Below are 21,863 nucleotides of genomic sequence, written 5' to 3'. Positions count from 1 at the left end.
ACAACCTCACCATGCTGCGGCGCAACCTCCTGCACGCCCGCCGCTACCCCTCCCTCACCCTCAACCTCCTGCTCACCCCGGTCATCCTGCTGCTGCTCTTCGTGTACGTCTTCGGCGGCGTGATGAGCGCCGGCATCACCGGCGGTCCCGCGGACCGTGCCGACTACGTCGCCTACCTGGTCCCCGGCATCCTGTTCCTGACCGCGGCCATGACCACGCTCGGCACCGCCGTGTCCGTGGCCAACGACATGACCGAGGGGATCATCGCCCGGTTCCGCACCATGGCGATCTCCCGCACCTCCGTGCTGATCGGCCATGTGATCGGCAGCGTGATCCAGACGCTGACGGCCCTGGTACTGGTGCTGGGCATCGGGCTGGCCATCGGGTTCCGCCCCGACGCGACGCCGGTGGAGTGGGTCGCGGCGGCCGGGCTGCTGGCCCTGTTCAGCCTCGCGCTGACCTGGCTCATGGTCGGCGTCGGCCTGATCAGCCCCAACGCGGAGGGGGCGAGCAACATCGCCCAGCCGCTGGTGATGCTGCCGTTCCTGTCCAGCGCGTTCGTGCCGGTGGACGCCATGCCGGGCTGGTTCGGGCGGTTCGCCGAGTACCAGCCGTTCTCGCCCGCCATCGAGACCCTGCGCGGGCTGCTGCTGGGCACCGGGATCGGCACGGCGAACGCCGTGCTCGCCGTCGGCTGGAGCCTTGGCCTGACCGTGCTGGGCTACCTGTGGTCCAAGGCGCGGTTCAACCGTGAGCCCCGGCGCTGAGCTCCCGCAGGGCCACCGCCCGCAACTCCCCCCGCCCCAGGGCGGCGTACCTCGACACCGCGTCGGCGTACGCCCCCTTGTCGGCGTCCTCGGCCGCCTTGCGGGACCGGGCGTGGGACAGGGTGGGGAACTCCCGCACCGCCGGCATCCGCTCCGCCAGCGCCACCAGCCGTACGGCCGCCGCCTCACCCCGGGCCAGTCCGACGAACCCGAGCGCCAGCAGCACGCTCCCGTACACCGGCAGGTCCACAGGACCGCCTCCGCCGGAGGACCGGCTGGAACGGGATGAGCCGGAAGGCCCTGCGGCACCGGGCGGGCCCGAGGAGCCGGTCAGCATGTCCAGCAGGCGTTCCCGCAGTTGGCCGGCCAGCTCCGTCACCGGCTCCAGCCGGCCGTGCTGGGCGTGCGCCGCCAGCGCGGCCGACCGCACCTGGAGCGACCACGGGTCCAGGAACGGATCGTCGGTGTGCCGCAGGCTGTACTCCCGCATCTGCTCCGCCGCCTGCCGCCACAGCCCGAGCCCGACCTCGGTCAGTCCCCGGGCCAGCGCGATCTCCGCCCGCGCCGTCAGCTCGTTCACGGCGCCCTCCTGCTGCTGCTCCAGGGTCGCGAGTCCCAGCCAGTACTCCGCCTCGTCGACCTCCCCGCGCTGCAGACAGGCCAGCACCAGCCCCCAGTGGACACCGATCAGGTCCGACGAGTCGCTCAACCCGCCGAGCACGTCCAGCGCGGCCCGCAGCTGCTCGTACGCCTCCGCGCCCCGCTCGGACTGCAGGCACAACTCGCTCAGCCGCCCCCGACTCAGCAACTGCAACGCCGGATTGCCGAGCGGCACCAGGGTGTCGAGCATCCGCCGGGCGTACTCCAGCGCCCGCTCCACGTCGTGCTCCGCTTCCCATACGTAGCCGGCGACGCACGCGGCGATGCCCGCCAGCAGCGGCTCGTCGGCGTCGCACAGCTCCCGCAGCCGCGCGTACTCCGGCGGCTCCGTGTCCGGTACGGCGCACAGGACGACGGCCAGCGCCCGCACCACGGTGTCCGGCGGGGCGGGCGGAAGCCGGCGCAGCGTGACGAGGTGGCGTACGGCGTGCGGGCCGAGGCCCATGAAGAGGCTGGCGGTGCACACCGTCGCCGCACTGCGGGCCGTCTCCACGTCGTCCGGGTCCTCGGGGCCCGGGCGGAAGTGGGACAGCGGCCCGCCGGTCTCGGCGGCGAGGGCGACGAGCCGGGCGTAGCTGGAGCCGGTAGCCCACAAGGAGGCCAGCACGGCGGTGACGGCCGCGATCGTGGGCCCGTCGTCCCGGAGCAGCGCGTGCCGCAGGGCCAGGACGAGGTTGTCCTGCTCGGCCCGGGTGTGTGCCCAGGCGGACAACGAGTCGTCGCCGAACAGCACATCGCGGTGGCGGCGGCCGAAGTCCCGGGCCCAGGAGAGGAACCGGTCGGTCACCGCCTCCTCCTCGCCCGCCTCGGCGCGCCGGGCGGCGCCGAACTCCCGCAGTGTCTCCAGCATGTGGAAGCGCGCCCCGGAAGGGCTGTCGCCCACCCTGATCAGGGACTGGTCGGCGAGCTGTTCCAGCAGGGCCAGCGTGTCCCCGGTCCCGTCGAGCACGTACTCCGCCGCGTCCTCGGTGAAGCCGCCGGGGAACACCGACAGCGCGCGCAGCGCCGCCCTGCCGTCGGGCTCCAGCAGGTTCCAGCTCCACTCGACCACCGCCCGCAGCGTGCGATGCCGCTCAGGGGCGTCGCGGGCGCCGCCGCGCAGCAGGGCGAAGCGGTCCCGGAGACGGCGGGAGATGTCGGCCACGGACAGCACCCGCACCCGGGCCGCGGCCAGTTCCACGGCCAGTGGCAATCCGTCCAGGTGACGGCAGATGTCGGCCACCCGGTCGGCGGGCAGTTCCACACCGGGCCTGGCCGCCCGCGCCCGCTGCTCGAAGAGCTCCACCGAGGTCGCCAGGGACAGCTCCGGCAGGGCGTACACCGACTCCGAGCTCAGCCCCAGCGGGGCCCGGCTGGTGGCGAGGATCCGCAGCCCCTGCGAGCGCGACACCAGCGCCTGCACGAGCTCCGCCGCGCCGCGGATCACCTGCTCGCAGTTGTCCAGCACGAGCAGGACGGGTCCGGCGCCCAGCGTGGCGACGATGCCCGTCACCGCGTCGCCGCCGCCGGCGAACTGCCGCCCTTCCCCGGCGCCGACGGCCGAGGCGACCTCACCGGCCACGTCGTCGTCGGCGGTGACCCCGGCCAGGGGGACGAAGTGGACCACCGGCTGCTCGGCCGCGCGGCTCACCGCGTGGGAGAGCCGCGTCTTGCCCAGCCCGCCGGGACCCACGACGGTGACCACCCGGACCTCGCGCAGCAGCCCGGCCACGGCGGCGATGTCCGCGTCCCGCCCCAGCAGCGGGTTCGGCTCGTGCGGCACACCGTGGCGGACCGGCGCCGTGTCCGCGCCGAGCAACTCCTGGTACACGGACCTGATCCGGGGCCCCGGATCGGTCCCCAACTCCTCCCGCAGCGCGCGCCGGTAGGCGTCGTACCGGGTCAGCGCGGCGGCCCGCCCCGCCGTGGCGGCCTCGCAGCGCAGCAGCTCCGCCAGCACCTCCTCGTCCCGCGGCAGCTCCCCGGCCAGCTCGGTCAGCGGTGCCGCCGCCTCCTCCCGCCGCCCCAGCCGGGCGAGTGCGAGTGCCCGGGAACGCACCAGCGAACGGAAGACCCGGAGCCGGTCGACGCGCAGCGCCACCACGGGATCGTGCAGGTCTTCCCCGGCGCCGGCGCCCACGCTCCCGTCCCACAGGGCCAACCCCGCCTCGGCCTGCGCCAGGGCCCCCTGGTGATCCCCCGCCCTCCCGCGCTCGGCGCTCGCCGCCTCGTACCGCAGCAGCGCGGAACTGTCGACGCGCTCCTCGTCCAGGGCCAGCCGGTACCCGGTGGGAGTGCTCACCACCACGTCGCCACCCAGCTGCGCCCGCAGCCGCGACACGAGGACCTGCACCGCCTTGCCCGGCCGCTCCGGGAGCTCGTCCGGCCACAACCCTTCCACCAGCCGGCCGGTGGTGCAGCCGGTGCGCGGCTCCCGGGCGAGCAACGCCAACAGCCCGCGCAGCCGGGGTGCGGTGATCTCCCTCCCACGCCAGGCGACTCGGGACAGCAGGGCCAACTCGGTGGTCATTCCCGAAGGTTAACCATCGGGGAGCAGGACGTTCCCGCCTGTGGTGAGGAGGTGGTCGATCCGGCGTCGGAGGGACCCCGCCGGTCGAGACGAGTGTGACGGCGGTGAACGACGACTCGGCGGGTGCGGAACCGGATGCACGCGAACGGGATGCCGGGGTAGTAGTGGAGATGTCGTCCTCGCTTTCCGCTCGTGCGGCAGCGTCCCGAGCGGAAGATCCGCAGCCAGGGATGTGATCACGATGCTTGACCCGCAGAACGACCCCGCCGTCCGGGTCGGAGCACCCCCACTCCCCGGACGGGAGGACCTCCTCCACAAGATCAGTGAGCTGCAGAACGAGATCGGCCAGCTGCACAACGCCGTTGTCTCGCACGCTGTGGTCGACCAGGCCATCGGCGTGGTCATCGCCGTCGGTGGGATCCGCCCCGACCAGGGCTTCGAGGTCCTGCGGCACGTCTCGCAGAACACCAACGTCAAGCTGCGGCAGATCGCCGAACAGATCGTGACCTGGACGTACAGCGAGAGCCTGCCCGACGAGATCCGGCACGCCCTGGACGCCGCTCTGTCCACCGCACGATCCGCCTGAAACGAACCCCGACTCCGCCGTTGATCGTCAGCGCGCCACCCCCTGGCCACCGCCGTCGTACGCCTGTGCCGCCGGAGTACGGTGGACCTACCGAGGGCTCCCCGCGCACCGGCTTCGGGCCGTTGCCGTTCTCGGCGCTCGACGACGCCGGGCCGCGGCTCCGTCCGTCCCCGGGGGTGGGTTCGTTCCATGACCGTGCACGCGCGGGACCTGTCCGGGTCGGTGGCCGCAGGGCAGGACGCGGTTCCGCACCGCGAGCGGGGTGAGCGACCGCGGACGAGGGGTGAGGGCGCATCGCCCTGGGCCTGTGAGTGCCTCCGCCCCTTGACCCGTTGCCAGGTCGTCGACCGGCTGGTGGAACTCGGCGATCTGTACGCGGAGAGTTCCGGAGGGGGCCCGTGGCAGTGGAACGAGGGCCGCGGCCTGTACCTCCGCCGGCTCGCGACGGATCTGCGGCGACCGGGCTTCGCCCTGCTGATCGCGGAGGCCACCACCCTGACGGGATGCGCCTACGGCTTCCCCGTGTGCGACGACGGCCCCCGGTGGCGCGGTCTCGACCTGTGCCTGACGCCCGCCCTGCGCCGGCTCGCGGTGTCGGGGAGCCTCTTCGCCGTCTCCGCGATCGTCGTCCGGCCCTCGGTGGGCGCCCAGCACCCGGGCCATGACTGGAATCTCGCCCGCCGCCTGCAGCGACGGCTCCTGACCGACCATGACGCGGCGCTCGGCGTCACGATGGTGGCCCGCGGCGACGTGCAGACCCTGCGGGCCCTGCGGTCCTGGGGATGGCGGTCCCCCGTACCGGGCGCCCGCGCGACGCCCCGGCACGCCCCCTACCGCGTTCTGGTCCTCGACCGCTGACCGCCGAGGCGCCCGCGGCCCAGGGAATTGGAACTCCCGGGTCACATCAGCTGCGGCCCGCGGCCCGCGCCCGTGAGCTGGTCGACGGGAGGAGCCGGTCGAGGCGGCGGCCTGCCGCACCACGGGAGAGAGAACTCCGCACGGGTGGCCCTTTTTCTGCACACAGCGCGTTCGGTACCGGCCGCTCGGGTACCCAGCAGGCGGAACGTCCGGTTGGGACCGCAGCTTGGCGGACCCGCGCTCGTGGAGATGCTCCGCGCATCCCCGCGAGTGCGTCATTCCGGCGTGAAGACCGGTCGGACGTCCGGCCTGCTTCCCCGGCGAGGCCGACTCCGCGAGCACGAGCGCGAGCCTTCGCTCCGCGGACAGGGGGCGGCCTGCCGGTGTCGGCCCCGGCAGGGCGAGGGAAATGTCCCTTGTGCGACGACGGGCGCGTCTGTACGACGGCGGGCACGTCGTGACAAGTAGCTCCCGGCTGGGCGCGTTCCTCAGTCCACCGGCCCCGCCGTGCCCCCGAGCCGTCCGGTCTCGGCGAGTGCCAGCATCCGTGTGGCGGTCAGTGAGTTCTCGGGGTCGGCAGCGGCGGCGAGCAGCCGGGCGGCTGTCCCGGAAGGCTCCTCGGGCGGGACGACCAGGAGCACCCAGCGTCCCACGGTGCCGCAGTCCAGGGTGATGACGTGCGCCTCGCTTCCGGGTCCGGCCGGCTCCACGGCGATCACCCTGCCGGGCGCCATGACCGTGCGCGGAGCGTCGGGCCATTCGGCGGGGTCCACGGTGACCCGTACCGTGGTGTCCGGATCCGGCTCCAACGAGCTCACGAGAGAGGGGAGTTCGAGTTCCAGCGCGTCGCAGCGCGGCCACCAGGCCCCGTCCAGAGGGCCATGGCTGGCGTCCGTGGTGAGGGTCAGGCGGGGCATGGGCATGCGGTACGTGTGCCCGGAGGCCGAGGTCGGGTCCTCGGCCGGGGTGGTGCTGCTGGGTTCCATCGTGCGGTCCCGTCCCGGGAGTCGTCGGACGACCGCCCGTTTCGCCACTCGCCGGGAACGGCACCGCCGACCGCGCTGCGCGAAAAGCTCTCGGTACGGTCAGGCTACTCCGCGCCGAGGAGAAGCGGGCGGATCAGTCGTCCGCCCGTGCCCCCCGCGCCGTTCCCCGATTCTCCTGCTCCTCCTGTTCCTCCTCCTGCTCCTCCATCAGGCGGATGCCTTCATGGGTCAGCGAGACGGCGGCGGGGGTCCGGTGCGAGGTCCAGTCCACGCTGATCAGGCCCTCGTCGGCCAGATAGGCGCAAGCGGCGGCCAGATCCTCGTCGGGCAGGCCCAGCTCGGTGCGGAGCGCCGATCCGCTGACCTCGGAGCGGTTGTCCTCGACGGCCCCGTACAGGGATCGCAGAACCGCCTTCCGATTGTTCTTGCGTTCGCGGAGTTTCGTCATGGCTGTCGCTCTCCGAGGTTCTACGGCCGCGCGGGCACGGACACGGCGCGATCCCGCGGCAGCACGGACCCGGGTCACACCTCGTCGGAGTGTGCCCCCGCGTGTTCTGTCGCCTCGCTGGCCGCGAGCCAGGACCGTGCGGGTTCCGCGGCGTGCGCGGTGTCGAGGGTGAGATGGAGTCGGGTCCCTCCTTCGCTGCCTGCGGGGTAGCTGCGCTGCTCGGTCGAGGCGAAGCAGCGGCGGAGCACTTCGGCGACGCGCCGGGCGGCCTCCGGCGTCGTGGCGACGACACGGACCTCGGCGTGGCCCTCGGGGGGCAAGGGCTCGTGCTCCATACGGACCTCCTGGCAGGCGCTGGGCGAGAAACACGCATGTGTGACGCCCCGAGACGCCGGGCGACGGTACGGCGGCGTGACGCGTTTCCGCGGCGCTCCTCTTCTGAAGGGTATGCCGGGCGGGCGCGCCCGTGCGCACCACGCGCCCGGTGGTCGGGCCGGAGCGGGCCGGCGACAGCGCGGACAGGGACGAGCGGTGTCTACTGCTGCCCGCCGGGGCCGGCGGAACGAGCCTGATCACGGGCGGTGTCGACCAGGATCTGGCCGGCCTGCCGAAGGTTGCCGGTACGGACCGCGTCGGCCATCGCGGCCCTCGCCGCGAGCGGGGGTGTGTCCGGTGGGATGACGAGCAGCGAGAAGTGGTCGCGGTCGCCACGGGTCACGAGGGCGGTGTCGTCCCCCACGGCGAAGGAGTCGATGTGCACGATGCGACCGTCGACGGTGATCCGGGTCGGCAGTTCGTCCCAGGCGTCGCGGTCCAGGCCGACGCGGGTGACGGGTCCGAGCCGCTCGGCCAGGGCGGCGATCAGGCCAGGCAGCTCGGTGGCGGGATCCCGGGAACGGGGCCACCACGCACCGTCGAGCATGGCCTCGCGGTCATGGGTGGTGGCGAGCCGCAGAAGCGCCGTTCCGGGCCGCAGGGAGTCGTACACGCCGTCCGCCAGGAGACCTGTCGGAGGAGGGGGGTCGGAGACGGCCATGAACATCACCTGCCTGTCGGTTCCGGCAGGCCGCCGACCGCGGGTGACGGTGACGGAGCAGCTGCCGTAGAGGGTTACGACCTCCTCGCGGCCCTCGCCTCCACGCTACTCCCGCACTGCCGCGTCACGGTCGGCTGCTCCGCACCGGGCAGCGCTGTACGCGCCGGCAGTGGTGCGGGACGGATCCCTGCGGCAGCAGGATCAAGGCGGCAGCGACTGCCTGACCTCGCCCGCTGCGGCTACCTGACCTCGCTCGCCGTCGCGCGGAGGTGCTCGATTCCGGCGTCGAGCGCCGCCTTGAGGTGGGTCGAGTCACCCGTGGACATCATGATGGCCACGCCTCCCTGGACACCCGCCAGCAGCGCGGCGGCCGTCCGGTCCACATCGAGGGCCGGTGACACCAGACGGTTCGCCTGGAGGGCTCGTATGCCCCGCGCGAGCTGCTCCTGCCACTGGCGCATCAGCTCCGTCACGATCGCCCGCGCACCGGGCCGGGCCCGCCCGACCTGCAGGAACAGCGCCCCCAAGGGGCAGTGGTCGCCCTGCCGCTCATACCGCTCCACCACCACGTCCCGCCACTGCTGCCATGCCTCCCACGAGTCCAGCCGCCCCAGGTAGGGCTGCTGGTCCTCCAGGACGCGGTCCGCCTCGAACCGGGCCACCGCCAGCAGTAGTCCGTCCTTGCCGTCCGGGAAGTAGTGGAACAACTGGCTCTTGCTCGTGCCGGTGCGGCTGCGGATGTCGTCGAGCGTGGTGAAGCCGACGCCCCGCTCGCGCAGCACCTCGGCCGCCCCCTCGATGATGCGGGCCCGTGTGGCCCGGCCCTTCGCGGTCGTCGCGTCCGGCATCCGATCCCCTCTCCACCCTCTCAACCTGTCCACCGGTCCACCGTGTCCATTTTGGACTTGCCGGTCCATTTTGCACGACGCACCCTGGTCCGCACACCGCGAGGCAAGGGAGAACAGTCATGGGTGAACGACTGCGGAACAAGACGGCGTTGGTCACGGGATCCACCAGCAACATCGGACAGGCGATCGCCGAAGCGTTCGCCGCCGAGGGGGCCCACGTCATCGTGTCCGGCCGCAACCGGGACCGAGGGGCACAGGTCGTCGCGGGGATCCGCGCATCCGGCGGCCGGGCCGATTTCCTGGCGGCGGACCTCGACGGCAGCGCGGAGGCTTCCCGGGACCTGGCCGCTCGGGCCCGGGAGACCTTGGGCGGGCGGATCGACATCCTGGTGAACAACGCCGGCATCTACCCGGCCCCCGGCACCACCGCCACCGACGAGGCGACCTTCGAGAGGGTCTACGGCGTGAACGTGAAGGCACCGTTCTTCCTCACCGCCGCCGTGGTCCCCGCCATGGCCGACGCCGGCGGCGGAGTGATCATCAACCTCGGCTCGTGGATCGCGCGCCTGGGTGTTCCTCTCGGTGCCCTCTACAGCTCCACCAAGGGAGCCATGGAGACGCTCACGCGGGCCTGGGCCGCGGAGTTCGGCCCGATGGGCGTGCGGGTGAACGCCATCTCGCCGGGCGTGATCCTGCCCCCGGCCCCGGAAGGCGGCGAGCCCCATCCGGGCGAGCTCATGATGAAGGGCACCCCGGCCGGTGACGTCGGCACGCCGGACGCCATCGCGCATGCCGCGGTCTGGCTGGCCGGCGACGAGGCGGCCTTCGTGCACGGAACCGTGGTGGACGTCGACGGCGGCAGGACAGGGGTCGCCGTCATCGCCGCGTAGGGCGTGGCGTCGGCGGCGGATCGTCGGCCGCGACAACAAAGAAACCCCAGGCCGTCGGCCTGGGGCTTTCGCATGGAGCGGGTGACGAGAATCGAACTCGCGCTCTCAGCTTGGGAAGCTGCGGTCACCGAGGGCCCGTTGTGCCGCTGACCTAGGTGAACATCCGCTACGCGGCCTCATCGGCCTTGGCTGCTTTCACCGTGATTCCCCGCTGTTCCCCGCTCCATCTGGTGCGCTTGTGGTGCGGCGTCCGTGGGGGTGGAGGAGAGACACCCCCGGACTATCCAGGTCTGCGGGGCAAACCGCCCGGACGGGCTGAGGCCCGCATTTCAAATCGGCTCAGGCGAAGGGCACTTCGCCAGTTCCCGCTAGGCTCCCTGTGACCTTCAGCCCGGCACACGCCAGGGCTTCTTGTGCGGGTGCTCCGAGCCGGGGCACCGGGGGTGGGCGAATGACGAATGCTTCAGCGGTCGGAAGACGGGTCGTTGCGGCGGCGGGTGTCTTGTCGGTGCTGGCGCTGACCGGCGCGTGCGGTGCGGACAGCGGGGACGATGCTGGGGGAGGTAAGCCTGCGGCCGCCGGGCCCACCTTGTCTGCGAGCTCAACGCCACAGCAGGCGTCCGGATCGCCCGCCTCCGCGGCCGGGAAGGGGCTCGACCAGAAGGGCCTCGACCGCCTGGCGCTGACCGAGCACGACGTCCCCGGCTATACCGTCAACACCGTCACGGGCCAGGGCAGCCCGGTGGACCACGACGTGCTCACGACCTACCGCGCCGTCACGCCCGCACCTTGCCGACCCGTCTACGCGGCCGCACAGCTGGGCAGCCTGCACGACCTCACGGCCCAGGTCAGCCAGGATATTGTGTCCACCTCCGACGATCTCGGACAGCACGCGAGTGTCGGCCTGACGTCCTACACCCTTGCCGACGCCCGCACGGTGATGACCGAACTGCGCGCAGCGCTTCCGAAGTGCGTCACCGCCGAGATGCGCCCGTCCGCTGCCCACCCAGGTGCTGGACTGGGGTATTCCGGTTCCCAGTCCCGATCTGTTTCCGGTTACGGCGACGAGACACTCGCTTTCGACACCACCCAGGTCGTCGACAGCGGGGGACCCAGCATTCCCGTCACCGTCCTGGTCGTCCGACAGGACTCCACCATCGCCACCTTCCTGTCCCTCAACCCCATCCAGCCCCCGACCATCCCCCAGGACATCATCGACGCGCAGCTGAAGAAGCTCGCCTGACCTCGTCGGGCGGGGGATGACGTACGTGGCGCGGTTTACAGCACACCTTCGGCTGGAGGATCCGGCCGCCACGCAGCTGTAGTGGTACCGGTGTGGCACGACCCCGGATACGGCGAAGGGCCAGCCTGAGAGGAAACCCCTGAGCCGGCCCTTCTTCCTGCGCCCCGGCAGGATTCGAACCTGCGACACCCGCTTTGGGAGTGCGGTCCGACGTTTTCAGCAGGCGGCTGCCGCAAGGCTCGGGCTGATGCCTACGGCCGCCCGGAGTTGCTGACATCCGGTGCTGTGATGTCAGCCGGGGATGTCAGGTGGGCCGCCCTGTTCGGCTACGGGCGACGGTAGACGGCAGGGTCGATTCCGGCTGCCGGGGCCCGGGACAAGTCCAGATAGCACGGGTAGTCGGGGTCACCTACCTCCATGAGTACGAACTGATCGACGTCGTGCTTGGCGAAGCGATGGAGGTACTGCAAGAAAAGTTCCAGTTCCTCGTCGGAGAGAGGTTCGTCGTGTCGGTCGTTTCGCACGCCCTCACCCTACGGCTGGCCGGGTGGCATGACCGCTTCGTCCCGAAGCAACTTGGGCGGGGGCCTTCCCTGGGGCAGGTGTGCCCTTCACCTGCGCTGATGGCCCGCGGGCGTTCGTGCTTGTTCCCGTGCGTTATCACGCTGTTAGACACTCACTCGTTCCTCTGCATCACTTCTTACGGCGCTTGCTCGCCCTCTTCTTCTGTTCGGCTTGGCCACGCTTCGTCCAGTCGCTTTGGTGGCGGTAACAGCGCGACGTGCCCTTCATCGTCTTGTTCTGACAACCTCCGCCGGCCGACGTCGATCAACCGCACTCCCCTTGCTCCCACTCGCCCACCGTCCACCCCGGTAGTTCGGCTTCAAGGTCGGCATCCAGCATGCGTCCGCCGTGCAGGCATCGCGTAGGGGGCATGGCCGGCGCAACAAGAGCGCCATGCGCACGCGAGTTGGAACAGGCAGCACCGTCGCACGAGCACTCATTCCTAGACGGAAACTGAGACGGCCCGGCCGAAGCCGAGCCGCCTATTCGTTGTGCAGCTGACCGATCCGTAGCTCTAGCCAGACCGGTCAGCACCGGTCATGCCGGCCGCTTCAACGGCCTGCGTGGCCACGCGCAGTCACGTGTGGTTTGCGGTGGCTGCGGTACGCCGCTGCCGTGCCAAGGCCTGCCAGCGCGGATGTTAGAGCAAGAGCGCTCGCGTAAGCGTCAGCAATCTGTGCGGCCGAGCGTGAGAGCACCAGCACGATGACGATTACTCCGACGACCCATGGCTTGGGCATGGGGTTTGACAGCGCCCCGGAGTTTAGGGTGACACTCATGTGAGCCTCCAATGGCTTAAGGCCCTCGATCGCACGCACCGCCAAGCACTCGCGATCGGGGGCGCTTTCTTGCCTCCGGACCGTAGCAAGACCTTGGCCGTCGAAAGGTGTGACAGCGACGCCACCGGCAACTCTCAGCTGTAAACTATAGTTTACGGCTACGTTGAGTTACGAAATAATGGGCATTTGACCCTAGCTCCTTCTGCTTTCCTAGGGAAAGTAGCAGGAGGGCCCAATTGACTTACCTACCGTAAGTTTTCAAGATGGCCGAAAATGAACCCCGGCGAACCCGCCCCCCGACTCCCATCCCATCTGCCGTCGACCCGCACACATCGTGGAGCACGCTCGGTGCCGTTTCTGCTCGGCTCTGACTGGGTCGATGGCGGACGGGATGGGAGTTCCCCCACCGCTACAACCCACCGGCCGGCAACCGCCCGCGGGCCCTTCCATCCCGGAGTCGAAGCGCCCCGCCCCCGCCAGAGGCATCGTTATGAGCCGCACTCGCGTACCGCTCGGCTGCATCGTGGGTTGGTCACCCATCAGCCCGAGCTGTCAGGCGTGCGGACGGCGGCCGGGCTGAGCGGGGCGCAGACAGGAGTGCAGGCCCGGGCGACGGGCCGCGCGCGCCGCACCGAATGCACTCCGCGCTCATGCCTGACGCGGGTTATGGCCACGAGGCACAGATCTTGCTCCGGACCATGTTCGAGACCTCTGTCAGCCTCCGTTGGCTCTCACGGAAGGGGGATGCCGGCGCGCAGGGCCGGCGCGCAGGGTGTCTTGGCTGAGGGGGATCGTACGAGCCGGGCGGCCCTCGCGGACCTGGAGGAGGCTTTCGAACTGCCGCAGACCTGATCGACGCCATCAGGAGCCTGCCGGTGGAGAAGACCGACGAGAGCGAGATCTTCCGCAAGTTCCAGGCTCATTGTGACGTCGATCCCAAGCGCGAGCTGTACTCGGTTTACCGCCACCTCTGTGGATATGCGCACCCGAGTACGACCGGCGCCTTCGCCTTCATCGAACCGACGACGAAGGTGCCGGGGCTGCGTACGGAGCCCCGGACGAGCCCTTCCGCGGTCGAGGACCGCCGCCATGTGCCTCATCCGGGCGGGGCGCGCCTTCGATTCTGCCGCGAGTCAGCTGACGCGCGGTAGTGCCGCCGCCAGTCCTCCGACTCCAGCTCCCGTTCGATGGCCGGCCGACGGCGCCCCGGGACCGTGGGTACGCACCACCCCTCGCACATGCCTGGACATGAGTTTGTAACCAGCCATTGACAGGAGCTTTGGCCGAAGGCACTCTCATGTGCACACGGTTGCCTAACCGGTTAGGCAACCCGGTTTCAACCAGTATGGGCAGGGATGATGGCGCGCCGGATCGGGATCAAGGACGTGGCTGCCGCGGCAGGTGTGTCCAAGGCGACGGTGTCGCACGTCCTCAACCGGGTCGAGGGCAAGCGGATCAGCCAGGAGACCCAGCAGCGCATCTGGCGGGTCGCCGAGGAGCTCGGATATGTGCCGAACAGTCTGGCGCAGGCATTGGCGACGCAGCGGTCGCAGACCATCGGCTTCGTCAGCGACGAGATCGCCACCACCCCCCACGCGGGCCGGATGATTCTGGGTGCCCAGGAGGCCGCCGCGGCCGAGGGTCTGGTGCTGCTGCTGGTCAACACGAGCGGCGACGCGGAACTGGAGCGCACCAGCATCGAGATGCTGCTCCAGCGGCAGGTGGACGGCGTGCTGTACGCGGCCATGTACCACCGCATCGTGGAACTGCCCGAGGCCCTGCGCTCGACGCCCACCGCGCTGCTGGACGCGCGCTGCGACGACCCCGCCGTCCCCTTCGTGGTGCCCGACGAGGCCCAGGGCGGTTACACCGCGGTGCGCGAGCTGATCGACCACGGCCATCGTCGGATCGGCGTGACCGTGCAGACCCGCGACCTTCCCGCCCGGGAGGGCCGCCTGGAGGGCTACCGCCAGGCGCTGGCCGAGGCCGGCATCCCCTACGACCCGTCCCTGGTCGCCGCCGAGACGGCGGTGCCCTTCGACACGGTCGGCGGTGATGTGGACTCGGGCTACCGGGCCGCCCGGCGTCTGCTGACGGCGCAGCCGCGCCCGACAGCGTTGTTCTGCTACACCGATCGGATGGCCGCCGGCGCTTACCGGGCTGCCGCCGAGTTGGGACTGTCCATCCCTCACGACCTGTCGGTCGTGGGTTTCGACAACCAGGAGCTGGTCGCCGAGGCGCTCTACCCCCAGCTGACCACAGTCCAGCTTCCGCACTACGAGATGGGGGCGCGGGCCGTCGCACAGCTGCTCGCGCTCACCGGAACGCCGGGTTCGCCACCAGGCCCGGTCGCACAGGAAGTGCTGCACTGCCCGCTGGTGGCGCGGGCATCTGTCACTTCGCCGCCCCGGCTCTGAACCCGGGACGGCGAAGCTTTCGCACCACGACAGGCGACCGTCGCAACCGGTCGTCATCCCTGTCAGTACTTGGAACACAGTGAGGGTACACACATGTCCTCTGGCATTTTCAAGGAGCCGTTCAGCCGCCGTGGCGTGCTGAGAGCCGGCGTCGCATCCGCCGCGGTGGCGGGCGTGGGCGGGCTGGCCTCCGCCTGTTCCTCCGGCTCGTCCAGCTCTTCCGGCTCGAACGTGCTGAACGTTCTGGTCTTCACCGACCAGGCGTCCGCGGACAAGCTGGGCAAGGTGGCCGCGCCGTTCGAGAAGGCGCACCCCGGCATGAAGGTGAAGTTCACCGGCATCTCGGGCAAGGACTGGAACGACTTCTTCAGCAAGCTGCTCACCCAGATCGCCGCAGGCAACGCCCCCGACATCGCCTCCGTCGCCACCGAGGGCCTGCAGCTCTTCGCGGCCAAGGGTCTGGCCGAACCGCTGGACGACTACGTGAAGCGGGACGCCTCCCAGCTCAAGTCGTACTTCGCCGACGTCCACCCGGCGCTGATCGAAGCGATGATGTACCAGGGCCACCTGTACGAACTGCCGACCGATTTCAACGCCGGCAACATGTTCTACAGCACCTCCCTGTTCGAAAGCGCCGGGGTGGGACGCCCGGCCGACGACTGGACCAAGGACGACTTCTACGACATCGCCAGGAAGATTGCCGCCAAGGGCGGTTCGGCCGTCCCCTACAACTGGGTGGTCCGGCTGTGGGGCAGTTGGACGTCCTGGATGTACGCCAACGGCGGCAACCTGCTGACCGAGGGCAAGTGGGACGGCGGCGACTGGCTGTGGGACACCTTCTACCCGAACGACCCCGCCGCGGCCGGCCGCAAGGGCGGCTGGCGCTGGGGGGATCCGACCGCCAACTCCGCCCCGGTCGTCGAGTCCCTCGACTACATGATCCAGCTGCAGAAGGAGGGCTTGTCGGCCAAGCCTGACGTCGGTGGCGGCGAAACGCTGCAGGGTCTGTTCGCCAGCAACAAGATCGGCATGGCGGTCGGCGGCGGGTTCTGGGCGGGTGGCCTGCACAACGCCGGCATGAAGACGGGCTCCTTCGACGTGCAGTACTTCCCCAAGTGGCGCAGCCAGCGTCACCTGTTCGGCGCGGGCGGCTACGGCATCCTCAAGTCGTCCAAGAACAAGGACCTCGCCTGGGAGTTCGTGAAGTCCCTGGTGTCCGCGAAGAACCTGGAGGTGCTGAAGCCGGGCAACACCACCACCTTCCCGCGCAAGTCGATGGTGACGGCCGAGAAGTACGCCACCACCGGCCCCAAGAACTGGCACGTCTTCTACGACACCCTCACCAAGTTCCCCGACACCGCGCCGATCCCGGCCCCGCCGTACTACCAGGCGATGGCCATCGCGCTGAACAAGCGCACCACCGAGGCGATGGCCTCGGGCAAGGCGAAGGCGGCCCTGGACGGTTTGCAGAGCGATCTCGAGACCGCCATGAAGACGGGATGAGGCGTTGATGTCACAGGCTGTCCGAAACCGTGGCCGCGCGTCCGCCCCGTCGGGCGCGCGGTCGGGCCGCCCTCCTGAGCAACAGGCGGACCAGAGCGCGGCGCTGCGTCGCCGCGCGCAGAACCGACGCGCCCGCCGCGAGACTCTGTTCGGCTACGCCATGGTGGCCTCCGCCCTGGTCGTGGTCGTCGTGTTCACCGTGGCGCCGATTTTCGCCTCGTTCGTCCTGGCCCTGTTCAAGTGGGACGCCATCTCCACCCCCGAGTTCGTCGGGCTGGACAACTTCGACGCTCTCCTGAGCGACAAGACGGTCACCCACTCGCTGCTGTTGACCTCCGGTCTCGCCGTGTTCATCGTCTTCCTCCAGGTCGCCCTCGGCCTGGGACTGGCACTGCTGGTCGCCCAGCGGGCGTCGAAGATCGTGCAGAAGCTCTTCCGCGCGGCGTTCTTCCTGCCGATGCTGGCCTCCGCAGCGGCCATCTCAATCGTGATGTCCTACGTGTTCAACGACCAGTTCGGCGTCGTCAACTACTACCTGAACCTGCTTCACCTTCCCGAGGTCTCGTGGCTGAGCTCCAATGGGGGAGCAACGGCGACCATCGTGCTGGTCGCCGTGTGGCAGCAGCTGGGCTTCACCTTCATCCTCTTCGTCGCCGCCCTCAGCTCCGTCCCGGGCGACGTCCTGGAGGCCGCGCAGATCGACGGCGCATCATCCGCCCGCATGTTCTGGCGGATCAAGCTGCCCCTCATCAGCCCCACCGTGCTGTTCGCCTCCACCGTCGGACTGATCAACACGATGCAGCTGTTCGACCAGCCTTATGTGATGACCCAGGGTGGTCCCGGCGAGTCGACCTACACCACCGTGCTGCTCGTGTACCGGACGGCCTTCCAGAACCTCCAGTTCGGCTATGCCTCGGCCATCTCCGTGGTGCTGTTCGCCGTCCTGCTGATCATCACGGCCGTGCAGTTCACGGTGAGCCGAAAGTGGGTGTTCTACTCGTGACCGCCATCCTCGACAAGCAGCCCGCAGCCGCCGTCCGCGTCCCGCGCCGGCGCCGACGGATCCGGATCGGACGTCTGCTGTCGCTCACCGTGCTGACGGCTGCGGCCGTGCTGGTGGTGGCGCCGCTCGTGTGGGCCCTGGCCACCTCGCTGCGCACCCCGGCCACCTCCTTCGACAACCCGCCGCAGTGGATCCCAACGGATCCTGTCTTCTCGAACTACCAGGCCGTCTTCGACAAGGTCCCCTTTACCGCGTTCTTCCTCAACAGCGTGGTGGTCACCGGACTCATCGTGGTCGGCCAGCTCATCACCTCCACGATGAGCGGCTACGCCTTCGCCATGGTCCGCTTCCGCGGCAACAAGGCCCTGTTCGCCGTCATCCTGGCCACCATGATGGTCCCGATCCAGACGACCATCATCCCGGTCTTCCTGATCATCAAGTACCTGGGCCTGACCGACAGCCGCATGGCGCTCGTCCTGCCCGCCGTCGGAGGCGCCTTCGGCACCTTCCTGATGCGGCAGTACTTCCTGCAGATGCCACGCGAACTCGGCGAGGCGGCACGGGTGGACGGAGCCTCCCACTTCCAGGTCTTCGCCCGCATCTACGCCCCCATGGCGCGTGCCCCGATGGCCACCCTGGGAGTGCTCACCTTCTCCGCCTACTGGAACGAATTCTTCCGCCCGCTGATCTTCCTGCAGTCGACCGACAACTTCACCCTGCCCCTGGGCCTGGTGACCCTGCAGGGAAACATGGGCACCGGCAGCATCTCCATCGTGCTCGCCGCAGTGATCATCGCCCTGATCCCCAGCGTGCTGATCTTCCTTGCCGCCCAGCGGTACTTCGTCGAGGGAATCGTGGCCGGCTCCTTCCGCTGAGCCACCCTCACCCCTCCGACGCTCTCCAACACCTCGAAAGGCACGCGTGTGTCCACCGCGCCCTTTGACCGCGACCGGCACCGTCCCGTCGCGCACCTGCGCCCGCCCCGCAACTGGATCAACGACCCCAACGGGCTGGTCCACCACGACGGCCACTACCACGTCTGCTACCAGTACAACCCGCACGGCACCGGCCACGCCAACATGCACTGGGGCCACTTCCGCAGCCCCGACCTGCTGAGCTGGGAACCCTTGCCGATCGCCCTCACCCCCACCCACGGGGGCGAGGACGCCGACGGCTGCTTCTCCGGCAACGCCGTCTCAGACGGCGACCGGCTCGTCGCCTTCTACTCCGCGCACCGCGAGGAGCGCCCGCAGCACCAGTTGGTCACCACTGCCGAGTCCTGCGACGGCGGCCTGACCTTCCGCCCTCGCGGCGACCTGCTCATACCCGAGCCGCCCGACGGCACCACTATGTACCGTGACCCCTACGTCTGGCAGGACGGGGACAGCTGGCGGATGCTGGTCGGCGCCGCCCTCGCCGACGGCCGCGCCGCGGCCCTGCTGTACGACTCGCCCGACCTGCAGACCTGGACCTACCGGGGGCCCTTCTGTGCCCGCGAACCAGAGCCCGTCGGCGACGCCGGACTGGTCACCGGCGAAGGCTGGGAGTGTCCCCAGTACCTCCCGGCGGCTGACGGGCGAGGTGCCCTCATCCTCTCCGCCTGGTACGAACGCGACGGCCCGCACGGCGTGCTGGCCCTGGTCGGCGAGGAGCGCGGCGACGTCTTCGAAGCAGGTCCGCCCCAACTCCTCGACCACGGCCCGGACTTCTACGCCCCCGCCCTGCTGCGCGCACCCGGCCGAAGATGGCTGCTGTGGGGCTGGTCCTGGGAAGCCCGCACCCAGGAGTGGTCCGACGCCGAAGGCTGGGCCGGAACGCTCACGCTCCCCCGCGAGATAGAGCTGACCGAGGACGGTCGGACGTACCAGCGGCCCGCCGCGGAACTGCTCGCGCTACGCGGTGAACGTACGGTCCACGCAACCGGGCTGGCCTCGGACACCGCTCCCGTCGACCTGGGCGAAGTCAGCCGCAGCTTCGACCTCACGGCCCGCCTCGAAGCGACCGGCAAGACCGGCCTGCGCCTGGTCACCGCTCCCGACGACTCCGAGTACCTCGACATCCTCCTCGACGCGGACGCAGGCCAGTTGGTCGTCAACCGCGACCACGCCTCACTGGACCCGCGCACCCGCGGCGGCACCTACACGATGCCCTGTCCCAGCGGTCGGCCGGTCGACTTGCGCGTCGTCGTCGACCATTCCATCGCTGAGATCTTCCTCTCGACCGGCCAGGTACTCACCGTTCGCTTCTACCCAGTAGGCGAAGGCCCCTGGCACCTGCAGGCGCACACCACGCCCGGCGCACAGCTCAACTACTCGATCGACGCATGGCAACTCCTGCCGCTTGAGATCAAGGAATCCGGCACCGACACGCTCAACGGCAAAGGCCGCGCGGCGTAAACGCCGCCCAATCAGCGTGCCATTACCGCGAATTCCGGCAGAACATCCCGGCCGTGGAGGACGACGACCCCACGATCCCAAGTTCCGCCAGGCCGCCGCATTCCTGCCGTTCCCGAATGAACCACTCGACCTGAGAGCGCACTCTCCACCCACTTTGTCCGCTCATTTCCTGAACCAGGAGACAGTCCCATGACCCCTGCTTCGAATTCCTCCTCGCCCGGACGTCCAGCCGTCGCCCGCCGCACCGTTCTCGGAGCGGCAGGCGCCGCGGCCGCCGCCGTGGCAGTCACCCTTCCCGTGCCGGCGTCAGCCGCCTCCCAGACCAAGCGGCAGCGGCCTCTGCCCGGCGGCGGCGATCTCGGCCCGAACGTCATCGTCTTCGACCCGTCCACCCCCAGCATTCAGACCAGACTGGACGAGGTATTCGAACAGCAGGAGGCGGACGAGTTCGGCACCGGCCGGTATGCGTTCCTGTTCAAGCCCGGCACCTACAACGGGATCAACGCCCAGATCGGGTTCCACACCTCCATCGCCGGTCTCGGGCTCACTCCGGACGAGACGACCATCAACGGCGACATCACCGTCGACGCCGAATGGAACGGCGGCAAGGCCACGTCGAACTTCTGGCGGTCCGCCGAGAACCTCGCGGTGGTACCGGCCAACGGCACGAACCGCTGGGCCGTCTCCCAGGCAGCGCCCTTCCGGCGCATGCACGTCCGCGGGAACCTCACCCTCGCCCCCACCGGCTACGGCTGGGCCAGCGGCGGCTACATCGCCGACAGCCGCATCGACGGCCAGGTCGGAACGTACTCGCAGCAGCAGTGGTACACCCGCGACAGCGCCATCGGCGGCTGGTCCAACGCCGTTTGGAACATGGTGTTCTCCGGTGTCCAGGGTGCACCCGCGCGGAGCTTCCCCAACCCGCCCTACACGACGCTCGACACGACCCCCATCTCACGGGAGAAGCCGTTCCTCTACCTGCGGGGAAGCGAGTACCGGGTCTTCCTGCCCGCGAAGCGCACCAACGCCCGCGGTGTCAGCTGGGGCAACGGCACGCCGCGAGGCACCTCACTGCCCCTGTCGCGGTTCTACGTTGCCAAACCCGGTGTCAGCGCGGCCACTCTCAATCGGGCACTCGCCCAGGGACTCCACCTGCTGCTGACCCCGGGGATCTATCACCTCGACGAGCCGGTCCGCGTCAGGCGGCCCAACACGGTGGTGCTCGGACTCGGCTACGCCACGCTGATCCCGACCAACGGCGTCACGGCCCTCAAGGTCGCCGACGTCGACGGGGTGCGTCTGGCCGGCTTCCTCATCGACGCCGGGCCGGTCAACTCATCCACCCTGCTCGAAGTCGGCGAACCCGGCTGCTCGGCCGGCCACAGCGCCAACCCGATCACCGTCCAGGACGTGTTCATCCGCATCGGTGGAACCGGCCCGGGGAAGGCGACCACCAGCATGGTGATCAACAGTCGTCACACCATCATCGACCACACCTGGCTCTGGCGCGCCGACCACGGTGACGGCGTGGGCTGGGAGACCAACCGGGCCGACTACGGCGTCGTCGTGAACGGCGACGACGTCCTGGCCACCGGCCTGTTCGTCGAGCACTTCAACAAGTACGACGTGCAATGGAACGGACAGCGCGGCCGCACCATCTTCTTCCAGAACGAGAAGGCGTACGACGCCCCAAACCAGGCGGCCATCCAGAACGGCTCCGTCAACGGCTACGCGGCCTACAAAGTGGCCGACTCGGTGACCACACACGAGGCATGGGGCCTCGGCAGCTACTGCAACTACAACGTCGACCCGACCATCGTCCAGCACAACGGTTTCGTCGCCCCGAACACACCGGGCGTGAAATTCCACCACCTTCTGGTCGTCTCGCTCGGCGGTAACGGCCAGTACGAACACGTCATCAACGACACCGGCGCCCCGACATCTGGCACATCGACCATCCCGTCCAACGTGGTCTCCTACCCCTGAGCTCACCGCTCATCGACAGTCCCGTCGACCGGTCAGCAGATCGACGGATCCCGGCCCGGCCCGTCCAGCCGGGCCGGGAACTCCGCGTCGGCCACTTCGAACGCGAACCGCGTGCAGTCCGACCTGGCCTCCTCGGCGCCGGCCTGACCGCGACCTCCTCGGTGCGGCGATGCTCCCTCCCGCGTACGTGGCTCAACCCAGCGGTGTGACCAGCATCGAGGTCATCGACGCACCGGCTGGCCTCGACTAGGTCATAGAGTTCTCGATGCCCCGTGATCCGATCGCATCCGCGCCTAGATGAATGAGTCCGATGTCTTCAGTGGTCGTAGGCGATCAGCGATCGTTTGATCTTGGCGCCGGTGGTCCAGTTGTGCCAGATAGCGG

Annotated in this window: 18 protein-coding genes and 1 tRNA gene; 12 read left to right on the top strand and 7 right to left on the bottom strand. The window is 69.7% G+C overall.

The annotated features are described in order from the left end of the window. Nucleotides 1–11: 11 nt before the first annotated feature. Nucleotides 12–767 (top strand): ABC transporter permease, encoded by a 756-nt coding sequence (locus tag ACIHAR_RS37640; protein WP_400023780.1) that lies wholly within the window; start codon nucleotides 12–14, stop codon nucleotides 765–767. Here ACIHAR_RS37640 and ACIHAR_RS37635 read toward each other — a convergent pair. Next, complete coding sequence (locus tag ACIHAR_RS37635; RefSeq protein WP_400023751.1) at nucleotides 745–3,936, bottom strand: ATP-binding protein; 3,192 nt, start codon at nucleotides 3,934–3,936, stop codon at nucleotides 745–747. The two genes, ACIHAR_RS37640 and ACIHAR_RS37635, sit on opposite strands and share 23 nt — an antisense overlap. A gap of 241 nt (nucleotides 3,937–4,177) precedes the next feature. On the opposite strand from ACIHAR_RS37635, the gene ACIHAR_RS37630 reads away from it, so the two are divergent. After that, complete coding sequence (locus ACIHAR_RS37630) at nucleotides 4,178–4,522, top strand: ANTAR domain-containing protein (RefSeq protein WP_365468542.1); 345 nt, start codon at nucleotides 4,178–4,180, stop codon at nucleotides 4,520–4,522. A 324-nt stretch (nucleotides 4,523–4,846) separates the two neighbouring features. Continuing rightward, nucleotides 4,847–5,380 carry a hypothetical protein gene (locus ACIHAR_RS37625; protein WP_400023749.1) on the top strand — a complete coding sequence of 178 codons (534 nt, stop codon included), beginning with the start codon at nucleotides 4,847–4,849 and terminating at the stop codon, nucleotides 5,378–5,380. A 488-nt stretch (nucleotides 5,381–5,868) separates the two neighbouring features. Here ACIHAR_RS37625 and ACIHAR_RS37620 read toward each other — a convergent pair whose 3' ends face one another. From ACIHAR_RS37620 to ACIHAR_RS37600, 5 genes are all read right to left on the bottom strand, one after another. Continuing rightward, on the bottom strand, nucleotides 5,869–6,366 hold the full coding sequence (locus ACIHAR_RS37620; RefSeq protein ID WP_365468548.1) for a DUF5994 family protein: 498 nt from the start codon (nucleotides 6,364–6,366) through the stop codon (nucleotides 5,869–5,871). 133 nt (nucleotides 6,367–6,499) lie between these two features. Further along, nucleotides 6,500–6,814, bottom strand: a complete 315-nt coding sequence (locus ACIHAR_RS37615; RefSeq protein WP_365468551.1) for a hypothetical protein — start codon at nucleotides 6,812–6,814, stop codon at nucleotides 6,500–6,502. Between the two features lie 74 nt (nucleotides 6,815–6,888). Then, the gene (locus tag ACIHAR_RS37610; protein ID WP_365468554.1) at nucleotides 6,889–7,149 is read right to left on the bottom strand and encodes a hypothetical protein; all 261 of its coding nucleotides are present in this window, start codon (nucleotides 7,147–7,149) and stop codon (nucleotides 6,889–6,891) included. Nucleotides 7,150–7,349: 200 nt separating this feature from the next. Next, a complete protein-coding gene (locus tag ACIHAR_RS37605) occupies nucleotides 7,350–7,850 on the bottom strand; it encodes a DUF5994 family protein (RefSeq protein ID WP_365468557.1) in 501 nt (166 codons plus the stop codon). A 239-nt stretch (nucleotides 7,851–8,089) separates the two neighbouring features. After that, on the bottom strand, nucleotides 8,090–8,698 hold the full coding sequence (locus ACIHAR_RS37600; RefSeq protein WP_400023745.1) for a TetR/AcrR family transcriptional regulator: 609 nt from the start codon (nucleotides 8,696–8,698) through the stop codon (nucleotides 8,090–8,092). Between the two features lie 119 nt (nucleotides 8,699–8,817). On the opposite strand from ACIHAR_RS37600, the gene ACIHAR_RS37595 reads away from it, so the two are divergent. Then, nucleotides 8,818–9,588: an SDR family oxidoreductase gene (locus tag ACIHAR_RS37595; RefSeq protein WP_365468563.1), complete on the top strand. Its 771-nt coding sequence runs from the start codon at nucleotides 8,818–8,820 to the stop codon at nucleotides 9,586–9,588. A gap of 73 nt (nucleotides 9,589–9,661) precedes the next feature. On the opposite strand, the gene ACIHAR_RS37590 is transcribed toward ACIHAR_RS37595, so the two are convergent. Next, nucleotides 9,662–9,755, bottom strand: a tRNA-Gly gene (locus tag ACIHAR_RS37590). 341 nt (nucleotides 9,756–10,096) lie between these two features. Here ACIHAR_RS37590 and ACIHAR_RS37585 point away from each other — a divergent pair. The 8 genes from ACIHAR_RS37585 to ACIHAR_RS37550 all read left to right on the top strand — a co-directional run bounded on the left by ACIHAR_RS37585 (nucleotide 10,097) and on the right by ACIHAR_RS37550 (nucleotide 21,479). Continuing rightward, a complete protein-coding gene (locus ACIHAR_RS37585) occupies nucleotides 10,097–10,831 on the top strand; it encodes a hypothetical protein (RefSeq protein WP_400023743.1) in 735 nt (244 codons plus the stop codon). Between the two features lie 2,218 nt (nucleotides 10,832–13,049). Continuing rightward, the gene (locus ACIHAR_RS37580; RefSeq protein ID WP_400023741.1) at nucleotides 13,050–13,325 is read left to right on the top strand and encodes a hypothetical protein; all 276 of its coding nucleotides are present in this window, start codon (nucleotides 13,050–13,052) and stop codon (nucleotides 13,323–13,325) included. 234 nt (nucleotides 13,326–13,559) lie between these two features. Next, nucleotides 13,560–14,591, top strand: a complete 1,032-nt coding sequence (locus ACIHAR_RS37575; RefSeq protein ID WP_400023739.1) for a LacI family DNA-binding transcriptional regulator — start codon at nucleotides 13,560–13,562, stop codon at nucleotides 14,589–14,591. Between the two features lie 93 nt (nucleotides 14,592–14,684). Next, nucleotides 14,685–16,094 (top strand): ABC transporter substrate-binding protein, encoded by a 1,410-nt coding sequence (locus tag ACIHAR_RS37570; protein WP_400023737.1) that lies wholly within the window; start codon nucleotides 14,685–14,687, stop codon nucleotides 16,092–16,094. A gap of 7 nt (nucleotides 16,095–16,101) precedes the next feature. After that, a complete protein-coding gene (locus ACIHAR_RS37565) occupies nucleotides 16,102–17,097 on the top strand; it encodes a carbohydrate ABC transporter permease (RefSeq protein ID WP_400023735.1) in 996 nt (331 codons plus the stop codon). Continuing rightward, on the top strand, nucleotides 17,094–17,972 hold the full coding sequence (locus ACIHAR_RS37560) for a carbohydrate ABC transporter permease (protein WP_400023734.1): 879 nt from the start codon (nucleotides 17,094–17,096) through the stop codon (nucleotides 17,970–17,972). The genes ACIHAR_RS37565 and ACIHAR_RS37560 overlap by 4 nt, the downstream gene beginning before the upstream one ends. 48 nt (nucleotides 17,973–18,020) lie before the next feature. Further along, nucleotides 18,021–19,493, top strand: a complete 1,473-nt coding sequence (locus ACIHAR_RS37555) for a glycoside hydrolase family 32 protein (protein WP_400023732.1) — start codon at nucleotides 18,021–18,023, stop codon at nucleotides 19,491–19,493. 189 nt (nucleotides 19,494–19,682) lie between these two features. Further along, nucleotides 19,683–21,479, top strand: coding sequence for a coagulation factor 5/8 type domain-containing protein (locus ACIHAR_RS37550; RefSeq protein ID WP_400023730.1), 1,797 nt, complete (start codon nucleotides 19,683–19,685; stop codon nucleotides 21,477–21,479). Nucleotides 21,480–21,863: the final 384 nt, after the last annotated feature.

It is taken from the genome of Streptomyces sp. NPDC052016 (assembly GCF_044548445.1).
Taxonomy (GTDB): domain Bacteria; phylum Actinomycetota; class Actinomycetes; order Streptomycetales; family Streptomycetaceae; genus Streptomyces.
Note: the sequence above shows the minus strand (reverse complement) of the source record. Positions and strands in the feature narration are given on the sequence as shown.